The following is a 21,201-nucleotide window of genomic DNA, read 5'->3' as shown; positions in this document are numbered from 1 at the left end:
AAAAATCTGTCGCAACAACCCATACGGCTTGCGACGCTTTAGCGATATTTTTATCCCGCCTCGCAAGTTGTCTGTTAACTCGGCGGTCACTGCTGCGTGGTATTTTACGCTTCTTCAAAAATTTTTGCGCAGGCACACTTCTTTTTTTCGAGTTCATGCTGTTACGAATTTTCCGTTTCTTCTCAATATTCTCCTTGCCCTTGCTGCATGCAATGGGAAGTGTCCTGGGATGGGCCGTATACCTTTTATCACCTTCCTATCGCCGCCGGATGCGCGAGAACATGGCACGCGCCGGCTATGGCAGCCACCTGCGCCAGGCCGTCGCGGAGGCCGGCAAGGCCGTGGCCGAATTGCCATTCGTCTGGCTGGCATCGGACCAGCGGATCGCACGCCGGGTGTTCCTGAAAAACTATGAACTGGTCGAAGAACACCTGCGCGCGGGGCGTGGCATTGTGTTCCTCACGCCACACCTTGGCTGTTTTGAAATGACCGCGCAACGCGTGTCGCACGACAGCCCGATCATGGTGATGTACCGCCCGCCGAAGCAGGCGGCGATGAAGCCGCTGGTGGAAGTGGCGCGTGCCCGCGGCCAGATGCTGCTGGCGCCGGCCAACCTGGCCGGCGTGCGGATGCTGGCCAAGTTCCTCAAGTCCGGCAAGCCCATCGGTATCCTGCCGGACCAGGTGCCGCAGGAAGGCGAAGGCGTGTGGGCCGACTTCTTCGGACGGCCCGCCTACACGATGACGCTGCCGGCCAAGATGGCCAGGCTGGGCGGCGACGCGCCGGTGGTGCTGACCTATGCCGAGAGGCTGCCGCGCGGCCGCGGTTTCCTGGTCCACTTCGTGCCGTTCCCCGGCTCGCTGGAAGGCGACAACGCGCAGCAGGCACGGGCAATCAATGCGGCGATGGAGCAGCTGATCGCCGGCTGTCCGGCCCAGTACTACTGGAGCTATAACCGCTACAAGGTACCGCCCGGCGTGGCAGCCCCTACTACGGCGGAGGCCGCATGAAGATCCTGGTGGGTTTCATGTGGCTGATGCACTGGCTGCCGCTGCCCGTGCTGGGCCGCTTCGGCACAGCGGTGGGCAGCCTGCTGTTTATCGTGATGGGCCCGCGCCGCGAGATCGCGCTGGTCAACCTGCGCCTGGCGATGCCGGAATTGTCGGAAGCGCAGCGTCGCGACCTGGCACGCCGCCATTTCCAGGCGTATTCGCGCAGCGTGTTCGAACGGGCGGTGCTGTGGTGGGCATCCGAAGCCCGGCTGCGCCGGCTGATCCGCATCGAGACCAGCGACGGCATGCCGCCGGGCCAGGTCCCGGTGGCGGCGATGACGGAAAAGCCGACCATCCTGCTGTGCCCGCATTTCGTGTGCCTGGATGTGGGCGGCGCATCGATCGCCATGGAAGCTTCGGCCTCGTCGATGTACGTCACGCAAAAGAACGCCACGTTCGACGCGGTACTGCGCGCCGGCCGGGCTCGCTTCAAGCCGGTCAAGCTGTTCACGCGGCAGGATGGCATCAAGCCGATCCTGCGCGCGCTGCGCGACCGGCTGCCCTACTTCATGCTGCCGGACATGGATTTCGGCGAGAAGGATGCCGAGTTCGTGCCATTCTTCGGCGTGCCGGCCGCGACCCTGACCGCCACCGCCCGCATCGCTGCCACCACCGGCGCGCAGGTCATGCCCGTGATCGCCACTTTCCTGCCGAATTATCAAGGCTGGCGCGTCAAGTTCTATCCGGTGTGGGACAATTATCCCGGTACCGACATGGTTGCCGCCACGCGCCGCATGAACGAATTCATCGAGGAGCGCGTGCGCGAGGCGCCGGCGGAATATTTCTGGACTCACAAGCGCTACAAGACCCGCCCCAACGGCGAAGCGTCCTTCTACTCGAACAAGCGATGAAACTCAAATTCACCAAGATGCATGGCGCCGGCAACGACTTCGTCGTGATCGATGCCATCAACCAGCAGATCGACTTCACGACCGCGCAGTGGAAGGCGCTGGCGGACCGGCGCTTCGGCGTCGGCGCCGACCAGTTGCTGGTCGTGGAAAAGTCGACGAACCCCAGCTGCGATTTCCGCTACCGCATCTTCAACAACGATGGCGGCGAAGTGGAACAGTGCGGCAACGGGGCGCGTGCGTTCGCCAAGTTCGTGGCCGAGAAGGGCTTGACGGAGCGGCGCAGCATCGCTGTCGAAACGATGTCCGGCATCATCGCGCCGCGGCTGGAAGAAGATGGCAGCGTCACGGTGGACATGGGCGCCCCCATCTTCGACACCGCCCTGGTGCCGTTCGATACGGAAGGCCTGGCCGGACAGCCGGAAGGCGACGATACGCTGTGGCCGCTGGTGCTGGAACTGGCGGGGGAAAAGGAAACCGTGCCGGTGTCGGTGCTGTCGATGGGCAATCCGCATGCGGTGCAGGTGGTGCCCGACGTGGACACGGCGCCGGTCGAACTGACCGGCCCGCTGATCGAGCACCATGCCCATTTCCCGAAACGGGTCAACGCCGGCTTCATGCAGCTGGTAAACCGCCAGCACATCAAGCTGCGCGTGTTCGAGCGCGGTGCCGGCGAAACGCTGGCGTGCGGCACCGGTGCCTGCGCGGCCGTGGTGGCGGGCATTCGCCGCGGCCTGCTCGATTCGCCGGTGCGCGTGGATGCACGCGGCGGCGAACTGTCGATTGCCTGGGCCGGCGATGGCGAACCGGTCTACCTGACCGGCCCCGCCGTCACCGTGTTCGAAGGCGAGATCACCGTCTGACCCGGTTGCAAGAAGCCGCCAGCGAACCTAGGCGGCCAGCTGCGCACGGCCGCCTTCGCCAGCCCCTTCGACCGACTGCAGCCATGTCTTGAAACGGTACAGCCGCTGCCGGTAATTGCCTTCCAGCTTGCCATCGACCTGCTCGAACTGGCGCGCGATGCGCTCCAGTGCCTGGCGCTGCCGGGCGGTTTCCACCAGTACCAGCCGGCGCCGCCCGCGGCCATAGCTGGCGCGGATGTCGACGACGAGGCAATGGCCCTGGTCGGCCGCCTTCACTTCCAGCAACAACGCTTCCGCCCGGGTCAGCCCGAACAGCGCCGCCAGTTCGATGCGCGCCGCCAGCAGCGGCTGGCTGCTGGTCAGCTCCCGCGTCAGCAACGGCAGCAGTGGCACCGCCCACCCGCTGGCATCTGGAGCCGGCGCGATCCGGGCCAGCGCTTCGGCGGCCTGGGGGCAGTGCTGCGCCGCCGCTTTTTGCAGCCAGTACGCCGCCTTCACGTCGTTGCAGTCGCTGCTGCGCCGCATGCGCCATGCCTGCAGGCCGCATTCGAGCTGCGCGCCACCATGCCCCAGTGCCGCCGCCCGCTCCAGGCACGCTTGCGCCTCACCCACGCAGCGCTGCGAGAACTCCGGTTTCACATAGATGCGCGACAGCGCGAACCACGCTTCGGCCAGGCCCTGCTCGCCGGCGCGCGTGAGCCAGCGTACCGCCCGCTTGAAGCTGGCCGGGCCTTGCGCCAGCCGCATGCCTCCCGCGTCGATGCGCGCCAGTTGCAAGCCCAGCGCCAGTTGCGCGTGGCGATCGCCCGCCGTGGCCGCCAGCTCGCGCATGCGCTGCGCCTCCTCGCCTTCCGCGCCAGACGCAGTGCCGCTTTCCTGCATCAGTGCTTCCGCGCAGCGCGCCAGCAGGCGGGCATCCGCGGCCGATCCCGACCACGCGGCGCAATCGGCCGGTGCCTGTGCAAGCAGCGCACGTGCCAGCGGCAGCGCGGTGTCGAGGGCAAGGGCCGGCTCACCCGGCTGTGCTTCGCCGGTGCCGCGCCCCGCCAGCGCCATCGGCACCGGTGCCGCTTCGTGGCCGGCGAGGCGAAGCCGCGCCAGCAAGGCGCCCGCCTCGCCGGCCCCGGCACGCTGCGCCGTGTCCAGCGCGCGCCGGGCACGCTGGTAGAAGCCGGGCTGCGTGACGGCCGGCTCCTGCAGCAGGAGCTGGCCCAGCGTGATCGCGGCCTGGACGATGCCGGCATCGCTGGCGCGGGCATACCACTCCAACAGCGTGGCGCGGTGGTGGCTGGCATATTGCCAGGGAATGTGGCGGCCGATCAGCAGCCATGCCTCGTCGAGGCCGGCGGCTGCCGCGCGTGACAGCCAATGCAGCGCGGTAGGTGGGCTGCACGGCAGGCCGGCACCGCCGGCAAGGTAGAGCTTACCCAGTTTCAACTGGCATTCGGGGTCTCCCGCTCGCGCACCCCGGATCACTGCCAGCTCTTCACGATTGGCCATGTCGGTCTCCTGAACGCTGCTTGATCGCGGCTGCCGGCCAGGCCGGGTGCCGCCCGCTGCGTTTTCTTGTCGTTGTGAGATTACGGCGTAACTGAACAGTTTATGTAGCGAATTGTTGCACGTCTAATACAAGGTTGACTTCGCTTGATCTCGCGCAAACGAGGTCAACCAGTGGTCCGGCTACGCTGTCCGTGATTACCTTACCAATGAAAGGATTACATGACGTGAATAAACCAGTTGGCACCGTAAAACTACCGTTTTATAAATACAACAAGATTCGGAAGTTTTAGCGTTTTCAACCAAGACACGTGCCGTCAATCGACCAATCCACGGCGCTCGACAGCAACCTCATCTAAGGTGCACCTGTCCAGTTTCACAAGCATTCACCGCTGGCTTCTTGAACCAATCAATTCAGAACAGAGGGAACGACAAATGAAGAAATCCTTGGTTGCCCTGGCCCTGACGGCCGCCTTCGGCGGTGCCGCCGCCCAGTCTTCCGTGACCATCTACGGCACGATCGACGCCGGCATTCAGCGCACCACCCACACCGCCAACGACGCCACGCAGGTCACCCGCCGCGATAACAACAAGCTTGGCTTCCGCGGTGTCGAAGATCTCGGCAATGGCCTGAAGGCATTGTTCCAGCTGGAAATCCGCTACGATCCCGATACCGGCGCGCTCGAGAACAATGTGCGTCCGCTGTTCCAGGGCCAGAGCCGCGTCGGCCTGCAGGGCGCCTTCGGTACCGTGCGCATCGGCCGTGGCCTGACTGCCTACCAGGAAACCTCGACCCAGTTCGAACCATGGTCGGGCCTGCCCGCGGTAGCCGGCTACCAGACCGACATGCACGTGGCCGGCTACTCGAGCGACCCGCTGAGCGTTGCCGGCAATTCGATCAACCGCTTCTCCAACGCGGTGTTCTACAACACCCCGGTGTGGGCCGGCTTCCAGGTCAATGTGTCGGTGGCTACCAAGGAAGCCAACAATGGCCCGGCCATCATCGGCAAGGGCACCGCCTCGGCACCGCAATACGCGGCCAACTCGACGGCATCGGCGAATCCGTATTCGGTCAGCGCCACGTACACCAACGGTCCGTTCGCGGCCATGGTGGGCGCCGAGCGCAATGCCATCGAAACGGAGCTGTGGTCGGTGGCGGCCTCGTACAAGCCGATTCCCGACCTGAAGCTGATGGCTTCCTACCAGCGCCAGGACCTGGGCCACACGATGTGGACCAACGAGAATATCAGCGCCTGGGTGGTGGGCGCCAACTACACCGTTGGCGCGAACAAGTTCCTGCTCGGCTATGGCCAGAAGGATCCGGATGGCGTGATCAAGACCAAGCAGGCGTCGGTCGGCTATGAGTACAGCCTGTCGCCGCGGACCTATCTGTATGTCGACCTGTCGGTCAAGAAGGCGCCGTTCACGGTGGCCGCCACGAATGACGACACCCGCAAGCACTATGCGCTGGGTGTGCACCACAATTTCTGATCCGTTTTTCAGTCCGCTTTCTAGTCTGTCCGCTTTTCTAGTCCGTCTGCTTTTCTAGTCCAGTCTTCACAGTGCGAGGGAGAAGCGCTCCGGGGGCAGTTTGCCGGAGCGTTCTTTTTTTGCCGGTCCGTCGGGTAGAATGTTGCTTGCTTTTCTTAAAGTGACAACAATGACCGCTACCCTGGATTCCTCGGCTGTCGCGCAATACCTGGCAGACCATCCCCATTTTTTTGAAGAACACGCGAGCCTGCTGGGCGATGTCCGGCTGTCCAGCCCGCTGACCGGCCGCGCCGTATCGCTGCAGGAGCGCCAGATGGAAGTCATGCGCGAGCGCTACAAGGCGCTGGAACTGCGCCTGGCCGAGCTGAACCGCAATGCGCAGGAGAACCAGGCCATCGCCAACCGCTTCCACGCCTGGAACCAGTCGCTGCTGCGCGAGCGCGACGTGGCCGCGATGCCGCGTGCCGTCACCGAAGGATTGAAGACCGCGTTCAATGTGCCGGCGGCCACGCTGCGCCTGTTCGGTGTCGCGCCGGCCCATGCGCAGGAATGGTTCGCGGCCGGCGTGTCCGACGATGCCCGGCTGTTCGCCAACGGCTTGCTTACGCCCTACTGCGGCAGCAACAACGATTTCGAAGCGGTACGCTGGCTCGAGGATGCCGGCTCGATCAAGTCTGCCGTCATCGTGGCGCTGCGCCAGCCCGGCGCCGGCGGCGCGGCCTTCGGCCTGCTGATCATGGGCTCGCCCGATCCGGAACGCTTCACGTCGCTGATGGCCACCGATTTCCTGGTGCATATCGGCGAAACGGCCAGCGTCGCGCTGGCCCCGCTGCTGGCCTGAGCATGGGCGATCCGCGCGGCACGGCCGACTGGAGCGCGGAGTGGCTGCGGCACCTGGCCACGCAGCGCAAGCTGTCGCCGCGCACCGTCGACGCCTATGGCCGCGACCTGGCCGAACTGGCCGGACTGCACGGCGGGCAGGACTGGACCGCCATCACCCACGCGGATATCCGCCGCTACACGGCGAAATTGCACGCCGGCGGCCAGCAAGCCCGCTCGATTGCCCGCAAGCTGTCCGGCTGGCGCAGCTTTTTCGGCTGGCTGGCCGACCACACGGCCCTGGCGGCCAACCCGGTCGACGGGGTACGCGCACCGAGGCGGCCGAAACTGCTGCCGAAAGCCCTGTCGGTCGACCATGCCGTGCAGCTGGTCGCAACGCCGGCACGCCAGGCAGCCACCCCGACCCCGGCCGAATCGTGCAACAGCGCGATGTTCGAACTGCTGTATTCCAGCGGCTTGCGGGTATCCGAACTGTGCGGGCTCGATACGCACTTTCGCAAGGCCGACGCAACGGCCGGCGCGTCGGCAGGCTGGCTGGAACGGGAAAATGCCGAAGTCGTCGTGACCGGCAAGGGCAACAAGATGCGCCGCGTACCGGTCGGCAAGGCCGCGCTGGCCGCGATCGACGCCTGGCTGCTGGTGCGCCCCGCCCCGGCCGACGGCAGTGCCGCGCTGTTCGTAAGCGAACGCGGCAGCAGGATGTCGCCGCGTGTCGTGCAGATGCGGCTGAAGCGCCATGCGATCGCCGCCGGCGCGCCGGTGCACGTGCATCCGCACATGCTGCGGCATTCGTTCGCCTCGCATGTGCTGCAGTCTTCCGGCGACTTGCGGGCCGTGCAGGAAATGCTGGGGCATGCCAGCATCACGTCGACCCAGGTGTATACGGCACTCGATTTCCAGCACCTGGCCGAGGTATACGACAAGACCCATCCGCGAGCCAAAACAGGCAAAGGCACGGGCTGATCGAGGTCAATTGTGCGATTGGACAGCATAATTGGAATTCCGGCATAATCGACCGATTCTGATTTTGGCAACCGATTCTTTCAACTGACATGGCACTGATTCCGACCACTATCCTGACCGGCTTTCTCGGCGCCGGCAAAACCACGCTGCTGAACCGCATCCTGCGCGAACAGCACGGCATGCGCATCGCCGTGATCGAGAACGAATTCGGCCAGGAGAATATCGACAATGAAATCCTGGTGCAGGAAAGCCGCGAACAGATCGTCGAGATGAACAATGGCTGCATCTGCTGCACGGTGCGTGGCGACCTGATCATCGGCCTGTCGGACCTGGCGAAAAAACGCGCCGCCGGCGAAATCGCCTTCGACCGCGTGGTCATCGAAACCACCGGCCTGGCCAATCCCGGCCCGGTCGCGCAAACCTTTTTCATCGACGAGGAAGTGGGCAGCCATTACCTGCTCGATGCGATCGTGACCGTGGTCGACGCGCGCCATGCGATGCAGCAGCTCGACGCCAACGAGGAAGCCCAGCGCCAGGTGGGCTTCGCCGACAAGATCCTGCTGTCGAAGACCGACCTGGTCGATGCCGCCGCGATCGAGGAACTGACGGCGCGCCTGAAGCGCATCAATCCGCGCGCGCCGATCGGCCGCTCCGATTTCGGCAATGCGCCGATCACCGAAGTGCTGGACCTGAAAGGGTTCAACCTGAATGAAAAGCTGGAGATCGATCCGGACTTCCTTGCTGCCGAGGAACATGATCATGAACATCACGATCATGAGCACGATCATGAGCACGATCATGAACATGGCGAACATTGCGAGCACCCGAGCCACCACCACGCGCACCATACGGACGATATTTCCGCCTTTGCATTCAAGAGCGAGCGCCCGTTCGATTCAGCCAGGCTGGATGAATTCCTGGGTGGGCTCGTGAATGTTTACGGCCCTCGCATGTTGCGCTACAAAGGCGTATTGTGGATGCAGGGCGCTGAGCGCAAGGTCGTGTTCCAGGGCGTGCACCAATTGATGGGCAGCGACCTGGGGGCGAAATGGGGCGAAAACGACGTGCGCGGCAGCAAGATGGTGTTTATCGGCAAGAATCTGCCAAAAGACATCTTTATTCGCGGTTTGGAACAATGTCTGGTATAAACTAACCCGGTTTTTGTGGGGCCGCGTCCGGTCCAGGCCATGCGGCCTCCCGGCTGGAATTTGAAAACTCTGTCGTATCGAAGGTAAGCGAAGTCATGACCAAAACAAATAAGTCCCCCGCGGAAGCGCCTATCCTCACCGAAGAAGAAATCCTCGCGATGAGCGACAAGGACTATATGAATCCGGCGCAACAGGCGTTCTTCAAGGCCAAGCTGCAGGCCCTGGAAAAGGAACTGCTGAAAAACGCCGGCGAAACCACCGAACACCTGCGTGAAACCGTGCTGGTACCCGATCCGGCCGACCGCGCCACCATCGAGGAAGAGCATGCGCTGGAATTGCGCACCCGCGACCGCGAGCGCAAGCTGCTGAAGAAAGTCCAGCAATCGATCGTGGCCATCGACAATGGCGAATATGGCTGGTGCGAGGAAACGGGCGAGCCGATCGGCATTCCGCGCCTGATCGCCCGCCCCACCGCCACGCTGTCGCTGGAAGCGCAGCAGCGGCGCGAGCTGAAACAGAAACTGTACGGCGACTGACCCGCCACGCTCCCATGAAAAAGCATGCCTCGGCATGCTTTTTTTATTCCTGCCGTGCCAAGCTCATGTTTGCCTCTGGGCTACACTAGCGCGATGGGTCTCTTTTCCCTTTTCCGCAAAGACAAGCCGGCCGTCGAGGAGGACGAGGACGAGGCTTATGCACGCCTGGCCGCCAACAGCGAACTGCAGCGCCGGGAAGATGACTCGCAGTCGAGCCTGCAGATGCAGCGGCAACTGGACCTGCAACGCGATATCGCCCGCGCCACCGTGCTCAAGATCGATGCGATCGAAGCCGCGATGGCGGCCGACATGTTCGATGAACCGGCCTTCCGGCGCCCTCCCCGGCGCGCTGCGCCCCCTGCCGAGGGCAGCCCGCCCGACGAGGCGGTCACCGAACTGCTGGAAGACGACGACATCCCGGTCGAAGCGGCCGCCGCCGAAAGCGCGCCCGTGGTCGAGGAAGCGGCGATCCTGTACGCCAACGGCGAAGCCGATGAAGCATGCCGCCTGCTGGCCGCCGCCGTCCATGGCGGACCGGCCAGCGACCGCACCGCCTGGTGGATGCTGTTCGACCTGTACGCCGTGCTTGGACGGCAGGAAGCGTTCGACAGCCTGTCGATCGACTACGCCAGTACGTTTGAAACGTCGCCGCCACCGTGGAACCCCGCGCTGGCCGATGACACCGCCACCTACAGCGGCGTCACCCCGACCGCCACGCTGGCCGGCGTGCTCGATGCCGCCACCAGCGCGCAGATCGCCCACCTGCGCAGGGCGGCCGAAGGCGCTGCCGTGCTGCGGCTGGATTTTTCCCGCGTCACCGCGGTCGAACCGGACGGCTGCGCCCTGCTGCACGATACCCTGCGCGAGGTGCAGCAAGGGCGCGAACTGATCCTGGGGGGCGCGGAAGAACTGTTGCGGCTGGTGCGCGCCATGGTCGACGTCGGCCGGCGCGACGATGGGGCTGCGCCGTGGCTGCTGCTGCTCGAACTGCTGCGCCTGCTGAACCGCGAAAAGGAGTTCGAGGAAGCCGCCATGGATTATTGCGTAACGTTCGAAGTGTCGCCGCCACCGTTCACGCCGCCGGGCAAGGTGGCCAGCACGCCTCGGCAGCTTGCCGCGCCGGCCGGCGACCGATACCTGCTGCCACGCCTGATCGAGGGTAACGCCACCGAAGTCTGGTCCGCCATCCGCGACCATGCCGAACGGGGGCCCGCGCTGGTCTTCGACTGTTCCCGGCTGGCGCGGATCGATTACACGGCGGCCGGGCACCTGCTGGCGCTGCTGCAACAACTGGCCGGGCCGGAACGGCGCATCGAATTTCGCGAACTGAACCACATGGTCGCGGCGCTGGCGCGCCTGCTGGGGTATGGCAGTGTCGCCAGGCTGTTGCCACACCGATACTGACAGGTTCTTTATCCGCCTTGCAATTTTTTGATCGGTCCCCATTTTCGCGGCTGGCGTCATCACTTGAGGCAACTATGGAACAATTTCACGGCACGACCATCCTTTCCGTCCGGCGCGGCGACCAGGTGGCATTGGGCGGCGATGGACAGGTAACGCTGGGTAATATCGTCATGAAGGGCTCGGCCCGCAAGGTGCGCAAGCTGTACCAGGGCAAGGTCCTGTGCGGCTTTGCCGGCGGTACCGCCGATGCGTTCACGCTGCTGGACCGCTTTGAAGCCAAGCTGGAGAAACACCAGGGCAACCTGCTGCGCGCTTCCGTCGAAATGGCCAAGGACTGGCGCACCGATCGCGTGCTGCGCCGGCTGGAAGCCATGCTGCTCGTCGCCGATGCGCAATCGACCCTGATCATCACCGGCAATGGCGATGTGCTGGAGCCGGAAGACGGTATCGGCGCGATCGGTTCGGGCGGCGTGTACGCGCAGTCGGCGGCCAAGGCGCTGTTCGAGAACACCGAGCTCACGCCTGCCGAGATCGTGAAGAAATCGCTGACGATCGCCGGCGAACTGTGCATCTACACGAATTTGTCGCACATTATCGAAACGCTGGATTGATGGCCCAACGGGCCACCATCGACAACCACGGACAACAGCAGGAATAACACCATATGAACATGACCCCGCAGGAAATCGTCGGCGAACTGGACAAGCACGTCGTCGGCCAGGGCAAGGCGAAGAAGGCCGTGGCGATCGCGTTGCGCAACCGCTGGCGCCGGCAGCAGGTCGAGGAACCGCTGCGCCATGAAATCACGCCGAAGAACATCCTGATGATCGGCCCGACCGGTGTCGGCAAGACCGAGATCGCGCGCCGCCTGGCCAAGCTGGCCGACGCGCCGTTCATCAAGGTCGAAGCCACCAAGTTCACCGAGGTCGGCTACGTGGGCCGCGACGTGGACACCATCATCCGCGACCTGATCGACATCGGCATCAAGCAGACGCGCCAGGCCGAGATGGCCAAGGTGCGCGCCCGCGCCGAGGATGCGGCCGAAGACCGCGTGCTCGACATCCTGCTGCCGCCGCCGCGCGACTTCGGCTTCTCGGCCAGCAACGATGCGCCGGCCGAGAAGGACACCACGCGCCAGACCTTCCGCAAGCGGCTGCGCCAGGGCGAACTGGACGACAAGGAAATCGAGATCGAGCTGGCCGACCAGGCGCCGCAGATGGAGATCATGGCACCGCCCGGCATGGAAGAAATGACCGAGCAGATCAAGTCGATGTTCGCCGGCGTGGGCGGCAACCGCAAGAAAGCCCGCAAGATCAAGATCCGCGATGCGATGAAGGTGCTGCTGGACGAGGAAGCGGCCAAGCTCGTCAATGAAGACGAGATGAAGCAGAAGGCGATCCAGAACGTGGAACAGAACGGCATCGTGTTCCTGGACGAGATCGACAAGATCGCTTCCCGTTCGGAGATGGGCAATGCCGACGTGTCGCGCGCCGGCGTGCAGCGCGACCTGCTGCCGCTGGTCGAAGGCACCACCGTGAACACCAAGTACGGCATGATCAAGACGGACCATATCCTGTTCATCGCTTCCGGCGCCTTCCACCTGGCGAAACCGTCGGACCTGATCCCGGAGCTGCAGGGCCGCTTCCCGATCCGCGTGGAACTGGAATCGCTGTCGATCGCCGACTTCGAGCGCATCCTGACCAGCACCGATGCCTGCCTGACACTGCAGTACGCGGCGCTGCTGGCCACCGAAGGCGTGACGCTGGAATTCGCCCCGGGCGGCATCACGCGCCTGGCCGAGATCTCGTTCCAGGTCAACGAACGCACCGAGAACATCGGCGCACGCCGGCTGTACACGGTGATGGAAAAGCTGCTGGAGGAAATATCGTTCTCGGCCACCGCGGCGAGCGACCCGGGCGACAAGCATATCGTCATCGATGCAGACTATGTAAACCAGCGACTGGAAGCGCTGTCCGTCAACGAGGATCTGTCCCGCTACGTCCTGTAATCCACACGGTCTGGATCATGGCAAACAAGGCCCTGGCGACCCGGCAAAAGATGCGCCTGCGCATCGAGCCGTCGCAATCGTTCACCAAGCCGCGCAACCCTTTCGCCGCGCTGGCCAAGGCGCGCGCGGCCGGGCCGCACGAGCGCAGCAAGTCCGCCGAGCGCCAGGCCGCCAAGGCCGCCATTGCGAAAGCCAAGCTGAAGCCGGATCCGGACGATTAAGCTGCACCGCACGTCGATGTACGCCGGTGTCTGACATCATTTTTTATTGCGGAACTGAGCGACGAAGCCTGGCTATTGCATGCCTACACCCCACGGCAAAGGCTGGGGTCAGACCCGCCGGGTCTGACCCCGGATTTTGCATTTGGGGTGGACTTATCGTAACGGCAGCAGGAGCCGAGCCTGTTTATTGGAGGCTGGGCCGCTGGGCTGGCCCCATCTGTACAGGTGCGGGCTGGCCGGCGGGGCCGGTCGGCGTGCCGGCGGGCGGCGTGACCAGCGGCGTGGCGGAAGGCTGTGGCGCCGGCATGGCGACAGGCGGTGGCGCGGCCCGGTTCACGGGCGGCAGCGGCGCGGCGGTGGTCGATGACATGCCGGCGTCCGGCAGCAGATCGAGGCGTTTGCGCACGCCGCCGTCGAGCAGCGTCACATGGCGCGCCTGCACATCCTCCACGGTGACGCCCGGCGCCACTTCCTTGCCGACCGGGTAAGCCTTCGGTGTGTCGCCGCTGGTGGCGATGATCGCCACGCTGCCGCGGCCGTCGCGGGCAGCCACCACTCCGCGCAATTCGTAGGTGCTGGCGGTAGCGACCGTGGCCTGCCCGCCGAACAGTCCCAGTGCCGCGTCGACCGGCGGCGGCGGTGTTTCCTGCACCGGCACCACGGCGATCTGGCGCTGCTGCGGCTTGAACAATTGCAGGCTCCAGTAGGCCGTGGACGCGGTCAGCGCCACCACGGCGGCCAGGGTGGCAATGGCGGGAAGGTGATGCGGCAAACGGTTCATTCGAACTCCGGTAAAAATCTCGCGGCGCCCATCAGCGCACCAGCTGGTTGATCTCGATGATCGGCATCAGCACGGCCAGCACGATCAGCAGCACGACGACGCCCATCGCCAGGATCAGCGCCGGCTCCAGCAGCCCGGCGATCGTCAGCGTGCGGCGCTCCAGGTCCGCTTCCTGGGCGGCGGCGGCGCGCTCCAGCATCGCCGGCAGCTCGCCGGTGATTTCGCCGGCGCGGATCATGTGGATCAGCATCGGCGGGAAATGCTTCTGGGCCGACAGCGCTCGCGCCAGGCTCACGCCCTCGCGCACCGCGTCGCTGGCCTCTTCCACCAGCTGGCGCATGGCCACGTTCGACAGCGTATCCCGGCTGGTTTCCAGCGCGCGCAGGATCGGCACGCCGGAACCGGTAGTGATCGCCAGCGTGCTGGCGAAGCGCGACGTGTTCAGGCTGCGCTCGAACTTGCCGTACAGCGGCGCCGTCAGCAGCCACGTGTGCCAGCGCGTCTTCAGCGCGATGTTCTGCAGCGCGCGGCGCCACGCGATCCAGCCGCCGATCAGCAAGACCAGCACGACCAGCCCGTAGTTGCGCACGAAATCCGAGACGGCCAGCATGATCACCGTGAGCAGCGGCAGCTTCTGCTTGGTATTGGCGAACACCGACACGATCTGCGGCACCACGTAGGTCAGCAGGAAGATCACGATCGCGAACGCCACCACCGTGACGATGGCGGGATAGGTAAATGCCAGCCGCACCTTCTGCACCAGTGCGTTGCGCCGTTCGATATAGTCGGCCAGCCGGGACAGCACGCGCGACAGCTGGCCGATCTGCTCGCCCGACGCCACCAGCGCCCGGTAGATCTCGGCGAAGTCGCGCGGGTGGCGTTTCAGCACGTCGGACAGCGCCGCGCCGCCGATCACCTCGGAACGGATCGAGGCGATCAGGTCGCGCACATATGGCCGCTCGGCCTGTTCCAGCAGTGCGGTGAAGGCCTGCTCCAGCGGCAGCCCCGCTTCCAGCAGGCTGGCCATCTGGCGCGTAAACAGCGCCAGTTCCGTCGTCGACAGCTTTTCGCCCAGCCCGCGGCGCGTCGATGCGCCACTGGCATCGACCTGCGCCGCGATGGTATCGACCTTGATCGGTACCAGTCCCCTGGCGCGCAGGTCGGCGCGCGCCGCGCGCGGGCTGTCCGCGTTGACGACGCCTTTCTTCGTGGCCCCGCCCGCATCGACGGCTTCATAACGGAATGCCGGCATTCAGTTCATCCCCAATCTCAATCCTTGGCGACGCGCAGCAGCTCGGCCAGCGTCGTGGTGCCGTTGGCGAGCCAGCGCTCGCCGTCCTCGCGCATCGTCGTCATGCCATCGGCCAGCGCCGTGTCCTTGATCGCGGCTTCGGAGGCGCGGTCGTGGATCTGGCCGCGGATCCGGTCCGTCGTCTGCAGCAGTTCGTAGATGCCGACCCGGCCCTGGTAGCCCGTCTGGCCGCACGCGTCGCAACCGACCGCGTGCCACACGTGCCCGCCCGGCGTGACCTCGCTGCGCTTGCACTCGCCGCACAGCTTGCGCACCAGCCGCTGCGCCAGCACGCCCAGCAGCGACGACGACAGCAGGAACGGTTCGATGCCCATGTCCAGCAGGCGTGTCACGGCCGATGCCGAATCGTTGGTGTGCAGCGTGGCCAGCACCAGGTGGCCCGTCAGCGATGCCTGCACGGCGATCTGCGCCGTTTCCAGGTCGCGGATCTCGCCGATCATGATCACGTCCGGATCCTGGCGCAGGATCGCCCTCAGCGCCTTCGCGAACGTCATGTCGATGCGCGCATTCACCTGCGTCTGGCCGACACCGGCCAGGTCGTATTCGATCGGGTCCTCGACGGTGAGGATATTGGTCGTCGTCGAGTTCAGCAGCGACAGCGCGGCATACAGCGTGGTGGTCTTGCCGGAACCGGTCGGCCCCGTCACCAGCACGATGCCGTGCGGCTGCGCCAGCAGCCCGTTGAACCGTGCCAGCATCGGCTCGCTCATGCCCAGGTGCTGCAGGTCCAGGCGGCCGGCTTCCTTGTCCAGCAACCGCAGCACGGCCCGTTCGCCGTGCCCGGTGGGCAGCGTGGATACGCGCACGTCGACCGGCTTGCCGCCCACGCGCAGCGTGATGCGGCCATCCTGCGGCAGGCGCTTCTCGGCGATGTCCAGCTGCGCCATGATCTTGATGCGCGAGATCAGCGAGCCGTGGATCGCCTTTCTCGGCTTGACGATGTCGCGCAGAGCGCCGTCGATGCGGAACCGCACCACGGAAATCTGCTCGAACGGTTCCACGTGGATGTCCGACGCGCCCTCGCGCAGCGCCTGCGTCAGCAGTGCATTGATCATGCGGATCACCGGCGCGTCGTCCGACGATTCGAGCAGGTCTTCGATGGCCGGCACATCCTGCAGCAGCCGGGTGAGGTCCAGGTCGGCGTCGAATTCGTCGGCCACCTGCGAGACGTCGCCACCGGTGCCGGCATACGCCGCCGCGATGGCTTCCTCCAGCTGCGCGCGCGGCACGGGTTGCAGCCGGATGCGGCCGAAGCGGCGCGACACCTCGGCGATCGCCGAAGGCGCGGTGGCGTTCGACACCAGCACCTCGACCGTGCCATCGCGCTCGCCGCCCCTGGCCAGCACGAGGAAATCGCGGGCGAACGCGTAGGGAAGAAGATTATCCATGATGCCGCCTGTTCGGATGAGCCAGCATCACTGCTGCCGCGTGGTTTGCGGAACCGGCTGGGCCGCTCCCGGCGCCCCGGCCGGTACCGGTGCCGGCGGCACCGGCGCGGCCACCGTCGGCGAGCCGACCGGCACGCCATTGTTCAGCGCCGGCAGTTGCGGCTGGCCCAGCTGGCGCAGCAGGATCGTGTCGCTCGGCGTGAAATCGGCGCCCGAGGCGCGCATGTAGTCGTAGCGGTCGGCGGCAAGGCTCATGCTCTGCTCCTTGTTGCGGATGACCACCGGGCGCAGGAACACCATCAGGTTGGTTTTCTTGCGCGCCCGCGTGTTGTACTTGAACAGGTTGCCCAGCACGGGAATGTCGCCCAGGCCGCGCACCTTCTCCACGCCATCCGACGCGGTATCCTCGATCAGGCCGCCCAGCACGATGATCTGGCCATCGTCGGCGATCACGTTGTTCTCGATGACGCGCGTGTTCAGGATGATGCCGGACGACGAGGTGGTCAGCGACGACTGGTCCACCGACGACGATTCGTTGTAGATCGCCATCTTGATCGTGCCGCCTTCGGAAATCTGCGGCTTCACCTTCAGGGTCAGGCCGACGTCCTTGCGGTCGATGGTCTGGAACGGGTTGGTGTTGGTGCCGGACGTGGTGGTGAACTGGCCGGTCAGGATCGGCACGTTCTGGCCCACGCGGATGGTGGCCACCTCGTTATCGAGCGTGATCATGTTCGGCGTGGACAGGATATTGCCGTTGCCGGTCGTTTCCAGCGTGTGCGCCACGGCGCCCAGGCCCAGCTTGCCGCCTGCCAGCTGCTTGAAGATGCCGATCGTCAGGCCATTGCTGGGCGCCGCGTCGCCGTTGTAGACGTTGACCAGGTTGTTGCCGCCGCTGGAGAACGACTGCAGGCCGCCGATCCGGTAATCGCTGTTGCTGTTGCCGGAAGCGCCCACCCACTGCACGCCGAATTCGGAGGCCTTGTCGACCGAGACCTCGACGATCAGCGCTTCGATGTAGACCTGGGCACGGCGCACGTCGAGCTGGTCGATCACGGCGCGCAGGTTGCGGTAGACCGTTTCCGGCGCGGTGATGATCAGCGTGTTGGTCGAGGCATCGGCCTGGATGAAGCCGGCCGTGCCGCCCGTGGTGCCCTGCTGGGTGCCCGTGCGGTTCCCCGACAGCAGCGGATTGGTCGGGCCCGAGTTCTGCGACGACATGCCGCTCTGGCCGATGGTGTTGTTGGCGCCGGTCTGCATCATGGCGCCATTGTTCAGCGCATTGCCGGACGCGCCGGTATTGACCGGCGTTTCGCCGGACATCACGGCGCGCAGCGTTTCCGCCAGCTGCGTGGCATCGGCGTTCTTCAGGTACACCACGTGCACGTTGCCCGATTGCGAGGTGGGCATGTCCAGCTTGGCGATCAGCGAGCGGGCCAGGTTGGCACGCGCCACCGAGGGTGCGCGCAGCACCAGCGAGTTGGTGCGCGGGTCGGCCAGCGCCGAGACTTGCCCGCCGCCATCGCCGCCCTTGCCCGGCTCCATCAGCTTGTTGATCATCGAGGCGATGTCGCTGGCGATCGCGTGGCGTACCGGGATCACGTCCATGTCCGCCGACGCCGGCGTATCCATGGCCGCGATGATCTTCGACAGGCGCTTCAGGTTGTCCGCATAGTCGGTGATCACCAGCGTGTTGTTGCCGGGATTCGCGTTGATCGTGTTGTTGGTGGAAATCAGCGGGCGCAGCACGCCCACCAGGTTCGCCGCCGACTCGTGATTGAGCTGGAATACCTGGGTGGCCACCTGGTCGCCTTTCGGCGCGGCCTGCCCTGTCACGATGGTCGGGGTGGCCTGCAGCTTGGCTTCCGCCTCCGGCACCACCTTGGCATAGCCGTCGCCGCTGACGATCGCATAGCCCTGCAGCCGCAAGGCGGAGGTGAGCAGTGAGAAGGCCTGCGACTTGCTGATGGATTTTTCCGAGACCAGCGTGATCGTGCCTTTCACGCGCGGATCGATCAGGAACGTGATGTTGGTGTAGTGGCCCACCGCCTTGATGACGGATTCGATATCGGCACCGACGAAGTTCAGCGCGGCTTCATCCTGCGGCGCGGCCCATGCGGGGCCCACGGAAGAGGACAGCACGCAGCACAGCAGCGCACCGGCGGACAGGCGCCGCAGCGCGGGAAGTTGACGTTTGCTTGCAGTTTTCATTATCTGAACTCGAGTGCGATGATGTTTTTACCGCCGATAGTGCGGCGCTGGCCCAGCAGGTTGAGCAGGTTGCCAAGGGAATCTTCATAGCCGGCGGCCGCCTCGGCCTGGCCGGAGAATTGCAGCCGGCCGTTGCGCAACTGGCCGCTGCCGGACAGCAGCAGCGGCCCTTTGGTGGACGTCAGCGCCACGGCAGCCTGCTGGCCGGCCCAGTCCAGCGCCAGCTGGTAGCTGCCCAGCGGCCGGATCGGCGCCAGGCGCGACGAAACATCCTGCATCTGCAGCGTGGTCACGCCGTTCGCCAGGATATTCTTGTTCTCCAGTGCGAGCGCGAGCGAAGTCCATGCCAGTTGCAGCCGGCCGGACAGCGCCAGCGTATTGAGCGGCGCGCCCAGGCCGGCCAGGCCATCGGCCGGCAGCTTCAGCGCCGCCGGGCTCAATTGCCAGGCGCGCCAGCTGCCCGTGAAGATGACCGGCTGCGTCAGCGCTTCCGGGTTCTCCAGTTCCATGCGCACGCTGCCCAGCAGCGACAGCGGCGACAGCTTCCAGGCGAAACGCCCCGGCAGCAGTGGGGTGACCGCGCCGTTGCCGCTGGCCGCACCGCCGACAAAGGCGGAGCCGCGCCACAGCGTGCCCTGCGCGTCGCCCAGCGCCAGGCGCCCGCCGGTCTGTTTTTCCACCAGCGCGGCCACCCACGTGGCGGGGAAGAACACCAGCAGCGTCAGCACGGCCGTGACGGCGATCGCCAGCAGCCAGAGGATGAAACGCTTCATCGGCTGCCCGCTTCCTGGCGCAGGGTCAGCGTGGCGTCGACCAGGCCGGCGCTGTCTTCCTTGCCGCCCTGCGTGCCGATCTTCGCTTCCTGCACCGCCAGCCGCTCGTCGCGGCGCACGGCATCGAGCCACGTCACGAGACCGGCGAACTGCACGCCCTTGAAGTCCACCTTCACGTAATCGCCCGTGACGGCGAGGTTTTGCGCGTCCAGCCCGCGCGCCGCCAATGCCGCGGTCAACCTTTCGCGCGACAGCGGCTGCACCTGCACCGGGGCTTGCGCACCCACTTGCGCGGCCTGCGCCGCCAGCGCCTGCATTTCCGCCGTTTCCTGGCGCAGTTGCGGCAATGCCTTGCGCAGCTGTTCGCGGCCCGTCAGCGCCGGATCGACCAGCACCGCATACACCAGCGCCAGGCCGACCACGATGCCGCCCACCGCCAGGAAGCGGCGCTCCTGTTCGGTGCGCGCACTCCAGAAGGCCTCCGCCGCGGCGCGCATGCCGGCCAGCCCCTTGTTTGCAAGCCCCTTGTTTGCAAGCCCATTGTTTGCAAGCCCATTGTTTGCAGGTCCCTTGTTGGCGGGCTCACTGCCGGCAAGCCCGCTGGCTGCCGTGCCGTTCCTTGCTTCACTCACGATTTGCCTCCCGCGCGCAATTCCCATGTTCCCGCCCCCGTTTCCGTCAGCGTCAACCCGCGCGGCGCCAGTTGCGCCTGCACCTGCGCCAGGGCGCCGCCATCGACGCTGTTGGGCTTGAGGCGCACGACCAGCGCGCGCTCGCGGTACTCGAGGCCGGCCACGACATCGCGCCGTGGCAGCGCTCCCAGCGCCTCGCCGAACGCGGCGGCCAGCGCCGTGAAGTCATCCTTTGCCGACGCGCCGCCGCCCGCCTTCGCGCGGGCGATGTTGGCGCGCAGCTGCGCGGCCGGGTCGAGCACCACCTTCTCGTTCGGGTAGGCCGCGCGGAAAATCTGCACCATCGACTGGCGAAATGCCTCGGCCTCGCGTTTCATGCGCAGCCATTCCACGTTCAGGCCGACGAGGTTGACCAGCACCGCCAGCAGCGCCAGCCGCAGCGGCCAGCGCCACTGCTTCCAGGCCTGTGCACGGGCGCCACTCGCCGCGGCGAGACCGGCCGCCAGGTCCAGCTGCACGGCCTTGCTGGCCGCGATCCGGTGCGCCCAGTGATCTTCTTCCAGCGTGATGCCTACCACGGAGGGCAGCAGCGCTTCGTACTGCGCGTGCTGCGCGGGCGGCACATACAGCGTGACGGGTGCCTCGCCGGCCAGCGCGCGCAATACCTGCAGCGCGCCATCCGGCTGCGCCGGCAATGCCAGGCCCATGCCTTCGTACTGGCCGGTGCGCAGCGCAAGTTCCAGGCCGCCCTCGTCGCTGGCGAGCGATGCCGACACGCCGCCGGGCGCCAGCGGCAGGCACAGTTGCGCCGGCAGCGCGGCCACGGCGCGCGCGCCCTGCTGCACCAGCGCCTTTACCAGTACGTCCAGCCAGGCGCGCTGCACCACGGCCACGGTGCGCTCGCTGCCGCCAGGCTGCGCCGGCCCCAGGGCGAACACGCAGTCGTCCGGATCGCCCAGCAACTGTTCCTCGACGAGGTTGGGGATGGCCGCCTTCAGCCGGCTGCCGGAAAGCGGCGGCACGGCCACGCGCAGCAGTGTCACGTCGGCGGCGGCGAGCAGCAGCACCACCTTGCGGCTCGCCGCCACCAGGTCGCCCAGCTTGCCCAGCGCACCGGCGCCCTGCTGCATCAGGTTGCCGCCGTCGCCCACCTGCGCATAGGCGCACGCCGCGCCGATGTCGGCCGCGGACGCGCGGGCGGGATAACTTATGTAGAGAGTCGTCAAAACGATTTGC

The 21,201-nt window shown here is 65.8% G+C and carries 20 protein-coding genes; 12 read left to right on the top strand and 8 right to left on the bottom strand.

Annotated features, from left to right (window positions below):
* Nucleotides 1-155 precede the first annotated feature (155 nt).
* The 3 genes from OU994_RS03250 to dapF are packed head-to-tail and all read left to right on the top strand — an operon-like array spanning nt 156 to nt 2,763.
* Nucleotides 156-1,010 carry a lysophospholipid acyltransferase family protein gene (locus tag OU994_RS03250; RefSeq protein ID WP_281609617.1) on the top strand — a complete coding sequence of 285 codons (855 nt, stop codon included), beginning with the start codon at nt 156-158 and terminating at the stop codon, nt 1,008-1,010.
* The gene (locus OU994_RS03245) at nt 1,007-1,903 is read left to right on the top strand and encodes a lipid A biosynthesis acyltransferase (protein WP_281609616.1); all 897 of its coding nucleotides are present in this window, start codon (nt 1,007-1,009) and stop codon (nt 1,901-1,903) included. Before OU994_RS03250 ends, OU994_RS03245 begins: the two co-directional genes overlap by 4 nt.
* Nucleotides 1,900-2,763: a diaminopimelate epimerase gene (gene dapF / locus OU994_RS03240; RefSeq protein ID WP_281609615.1), complete on the top strand. Its 864-nt coding sequence runs from the start codon at nt 1,900-1,902 to the stop codon at nt 2,761-2,763. The genes OU994_RS03245 and dapF overlap by 4 nt, the downstream gene beginning before the upstream one ends.
* Nucleotides 2,764-2,790: 27 nt before the next feature.
* On the opposite strand, the gene OU994_RS03235 is transcribed toward dapF, so the two are convergent.
* Nucleotides 2,791-4,263 carry a hypothetical protein gene (locus OU994_RS03235; RefSeq protein WP_281609614.1) on the bottom strand — a complete coding sequence of 491 codons (1,473 nt, stop codon included), beginning with the start codon at nt 4,261-4,263 and terminating at the stop codon, nt 2,791-2,793.
* Nucleotides 4,264-4,695: 432 nt separating this feature from the next.
* Here OU994_RS03235 and OU994_RS03230 point away from each other — a divergent pair, with 432 nt between their 5' ends.
* The 9 genes from OU994_RS03230 to OU994_RS03190 all read left to right on the top strand — a co-directional run bounded on the left by OU994_RS03230 (nt 4,696) and on the right by OU994_RS03190 (nt 12,871).
* Nucleotides 4,696-5,751: a porin gene (locus tag OU994_RS03230; protein ID WP_281609613.1), complete on the top strand. Its 1,056-nt coding sequence runs from the start codon at nt 4,696-4,698 to the stop codon at nt 5,749-5,751.
* Nucleotides 5,752-5,920: 169 nt separating this feature from the next.
* Nucleotides 5,921-6,592, top strand: a complete 672-nt coding sequence (locus tag OU994_RS03225; RefSeq protein WP_281609612.1) for a DUF484 family protein — start codon at nt 5,921-5,923, stop codon at nt 6,590-6,592.
* Nucleotides 6,593-6,594: 2 nt separating this feature from the next.
* The gene (locus tag OU994_RS03220) at nt 6,595-7,554 is read left to right on the top strand and encodes a tyrosine recombinase XerC (RefSeq protein ID WP_281609611.1); all 960 of its coding nucleotides are present in this window, start codon (nt 6,595-6,597) and stop codon (nt 7,552-7,554) included.
* An 89-nt stretch (nt 7,555-7,643) separates the two neighbouring features.
* The gene (locus tag OU994_RS03215; RefSeq protein ID WP_281609610.1) at nt 7,644-8,702 is read left to right on the top strand and encodes a GTP-binding protein; all 1,059 of its coding nucleotides are present in this window, start codon (nt 7,644-7,646) and stop codon (nt 8,700-8,702) included.
* Between the two features lie 95 nt (nt 8,703-8,797).
* Complete coding sequence (gene dksA, locus OU994_RS03210; RefSeq protein ID WP_131148167.1) at nt 8,798-9,238, top strand: RNA polymerase-binding protein DksA; 441 nt, start codon at nt 8,798-8,800, stop codon at nt 9,236-9,238.
* A gap of 93 nt (nt 9,239-9,331) precedes the next feature.
* On the top strand, nt 9,332-10,642 hold the full coding sequence (locus tag OU994_RS03205; protein ID WP_281609609.1) for an STAS domain-containing protein: 1,311 nt from the start codon (nt 9,332-9,334) through the stop codon (nt 10,640-10,642).
* A gap of 74 nt (nt 10,643-10,716) precedes the next feature.
* Nucleotides 10,717-11,253 (top strand): ATP-dependent protease subunit HslV, encoded by a 537-nt coding sequence (gene hslV / locus OU994_RS03200; RefSeq protein ID WP_131148169.1) that lies wholly within the window; start codon nt 10,717-10,719, stop codon nt 11,251-11,253.
* A 53-nt stretch (nt 11,254-11,306) separates the two neighbouring features.
* Complete coding sequence (hslU, locus tag OU994_RS03195; RefSeq protein ID WP_131148170.1) at nt 11,307-12,650, top strand: ATP-dependent protease ATPase subunit HslU; 1,344 nt, start codon at nt 11,307-11,309, stop codon at nt 12,648-12,650.
* Nucleotides 12,651-12,667: 17 nt separating this feature from the next.
* Nucleotides 12,668-12,871 (top strand): hypothetical protein, encoded by a 204-nt coding sequence (locus tag OU994_RS03190; protein WP_131148171.1) that lies wholly within the window; start codon nt 12,668-12,670, stop codon nt 12,869-12,871.
* A gap of 184 nt (nt 12,872-13,055) precedes the next feature.
* Here the strand turns inward: OU994_RS03190 and OU994_RS03185 are convergent, their stop codons facing one another.
* The 7 genes from OU994_RS03185 to gspL form a co-directional block, all read right to left on the bottom strand.
* Nucleotides 13,056-13,652 carry a type II secretion system protein N gene (locus OU994_RS03185; RefSeq protein ID WP_281609608.1) on the bottom strand — a complete coding sequence of 199 codons (597 nt, stop codon included), beginning with the start codon at nt 13,650-13,652 and terminating at the stop codon, nt 13,056-13,058.
* A gap of 31 nt (nt 13,653-13,683) precedes the next feature.
* On the bottom strand, nt 13,684-14,904 hold the full coding sequence (gene gspF, locus OU994_RS03180) for a type II secretion system inner membrane protein GspF (protein WP_281609607.1): 1,221 nt from the start codon (nt 14,902-14,904) through the stop codon (nt 13,684-13,686).
* Nucleotides 14,905-14,921: 17 nt separating this feature from the next.
* The gene (gspE, locus tag OU994_RS03175) at nt 14,922-16,352 is read right to left on the bottom strand and encodes a type II secretion system ATPase GspE (RefSeq protein ID WP_281609606.1); all 1,431 of its coding nucleotides are present in this window, start codon (nt 16,350-16,352) and stop codon (nt 14,922-14,924) included.
* A 27-nt stretch (nt 16,353-16,379) separates the two neighbouring features.
* Nucleotides 16,380-18,560, bottom strand: a complete 2,181-nt coding sequence (gspD, locus tag OU994_RS03170; protein WP_281609605.1) for a type II secretion system secretin GspD — start codon at nt 18,558-18,560, stop codon at nt 16,380-16,382.
* Nucleotides 18,560-19,333, bottom strand: a complete 774-nt coding sequence (gene gspN, locus OU994_RS03165) for a type II secretion system protein N (RefSeq protein WP_281609604.1) — start codon at nt 19,331-19,333, stop codon at nt 18,560-18,562. The genes gspD and gspN overlap by 1 nt, the downstream gene beginning before the upstream one ends.
* Nucleotides 19,330-19,830, bottom strand: coding sequence for a type II secretion system protein GspM (gspM, locus tag OU994_RS03160; RefSeq protein WP_281609603.1), 501 nt, complete (start codon nt 19,828-19,830; stop codon nt 19,330-19,332). The genes gspN and gspM overlap by 4 nt, the downstream gene beginning before the upstream one ends.
* Before the next feature lie 131 nt (nt 19,831-19,961).
* Nucleotides 19,962-21,191, bottom strand: a complete 1,230-nt coding sequence (gene gspL / locus OU994_RS03155; RefSeq protein WP_281609602.1) for a type II secretion system protein GspL — start codon at nt 21,189-21,191, stop codon at nt 19,962-19,964.
* Between the last annotated feature and the right edge of the window lie 10 nt (nt 21,192-21,201).

This window comes from Pseudoduganella sp. SL102 (assembly GCF_027856995.1).
Taxonomy (GTDB): domain Bacteria; phylum Pseudomonadota; class Gammaproteobacteria; order Burkholderiales; family Burkholderiaceae_D; genus Rugamonas; species Rugamonas albidiflava.
The sequence above is the reverse complement of the archived record's forward strand: the minus strand, read 5'-3'. Positions and strand labels throughout refer to the sequence as shown.

Coding starts and splice junctions, on each gene's coding strand:
- OU994_RS03250 (WP_281609617.1), top strand. CDS start 156: ATGCTGTTACGAATTTTCCGTTTCTTCTCAATATTCTCCTTGCCCTTG.
- OU994_RS03245 (WP_281609616.1), top strand. CDS start 1,007: ATGAAGATCCTGGTGGGTTTCATGTGGCTGATGCACTGGCTGCCGCTG.
- dapF (WP_281609615.1), top strand. CDS start 1,900: ATGAAACTCAAATTCACCAAGATGCATGGCGCCGGCAACGACTTCGTC.
- OU994_RS03235 (WP_281609614.1), bottom strand. CDS start 4,263: ATGGCCAATCGTGAAGAGCTGGCAGTGATCCGGGGTGCGCGAGCGGGA.
- OU994_RS03230 (WP_281609613.1), top strand. CDS start 4,696: ATGAAGAAATCCTTGGTTGCCCTGGCCCTGACGGCCGCCTTCGGCGGT.
- OU994_RS03225 (WP_281609612.1), top strand. CDS start 5,921: ATGACCGCTACCCTGGATTCCTCGGCTGTCGCGCAATACCTGGCAGAC.
- OU994_RS03220 (WP_281609611.1), top strand. CDS start 6,595: ATGGGCGATCCGCGCGGCACGGCCGACTGGAGCGCGGAGTGGCTGCGG.
- OU994_RS03215 (WP_281609610.1), top strand. CDS start 7,644: ATGGCACTGATTCCGACCACTATCCTGACCGGCTTTCTCGGCGCCGGC.
- dksA (WP_131148167.1), top strand. CDS start 8,798: ATGACCAAAACAAATAAGTCCCCCGCGGAAGCGCCTATCCTCACCGAA.
- OU994_RS03205 (WP_281609609.1), top strand. CDS start 9,332: ATGGGTCTCTTTTCCCTTTTCCGCAAAGACAAGCCGGCCGTCGAGGAG.
- hslV (WP_131148169.1), top strand. CDS start 10,717: ATGGAACAATTTCACGGCACGACCATCCTTTCCGTCCGGCGCGGCGAC.
- hslU (WP_131148170.1), top strand. CDS start 11,307: ATGAACATGACCCCGCAGGAAATCGTCGGCGAACTGGACAAGCACGTC.
- OU994_RS03190 (WP_131148171.1), top strand. CDS start 12,668: ATGGCAAACAAGGCCCTGGCGACCCGGCAAAAGATGCGCCTGCGCATC.
- OU994_RS03185 (WP_281609608.1), bottom strand. CDS start 13,652: ATGAACCGTTTGCCGCATCACCTTCCCGCCATTGCCACCCTGGCCGCC.
- gspF (WP_281609607.1), bottom strand. CDS start 14,904: ATGCCGGCATTCCGTTATGAAGCCGTCGATGCGGGCGGGGCCACGAAG.
- gspE (WP_281609606.1), bottom strand. CDS start 16,352: ATGGATAATCTTCTTCCCTACGCGTTCGCCCGCGATTTCCTCGTGCTG.
- gspD (WP_281609605.1), bottom strand. CDS start 18,560: ATGAAAACTGCAAGCAAACGTCAACTTCCCGCGCTGCGGCGCCTGTCC.
- gspN (WP_281609604.1), bottom strand. CDS start 19,333: ATGAAGCGTTTCATCCTCTGGCTGCTGGCGATCGCCGTCACGGCCGTG.
- gspM (WP_281609603.1), bottom strand. CDS start 19,830: ATGCGCGCCGCGGCGGAGGCCTTCTGGAGTGCGCGCACCGAACAGGAG.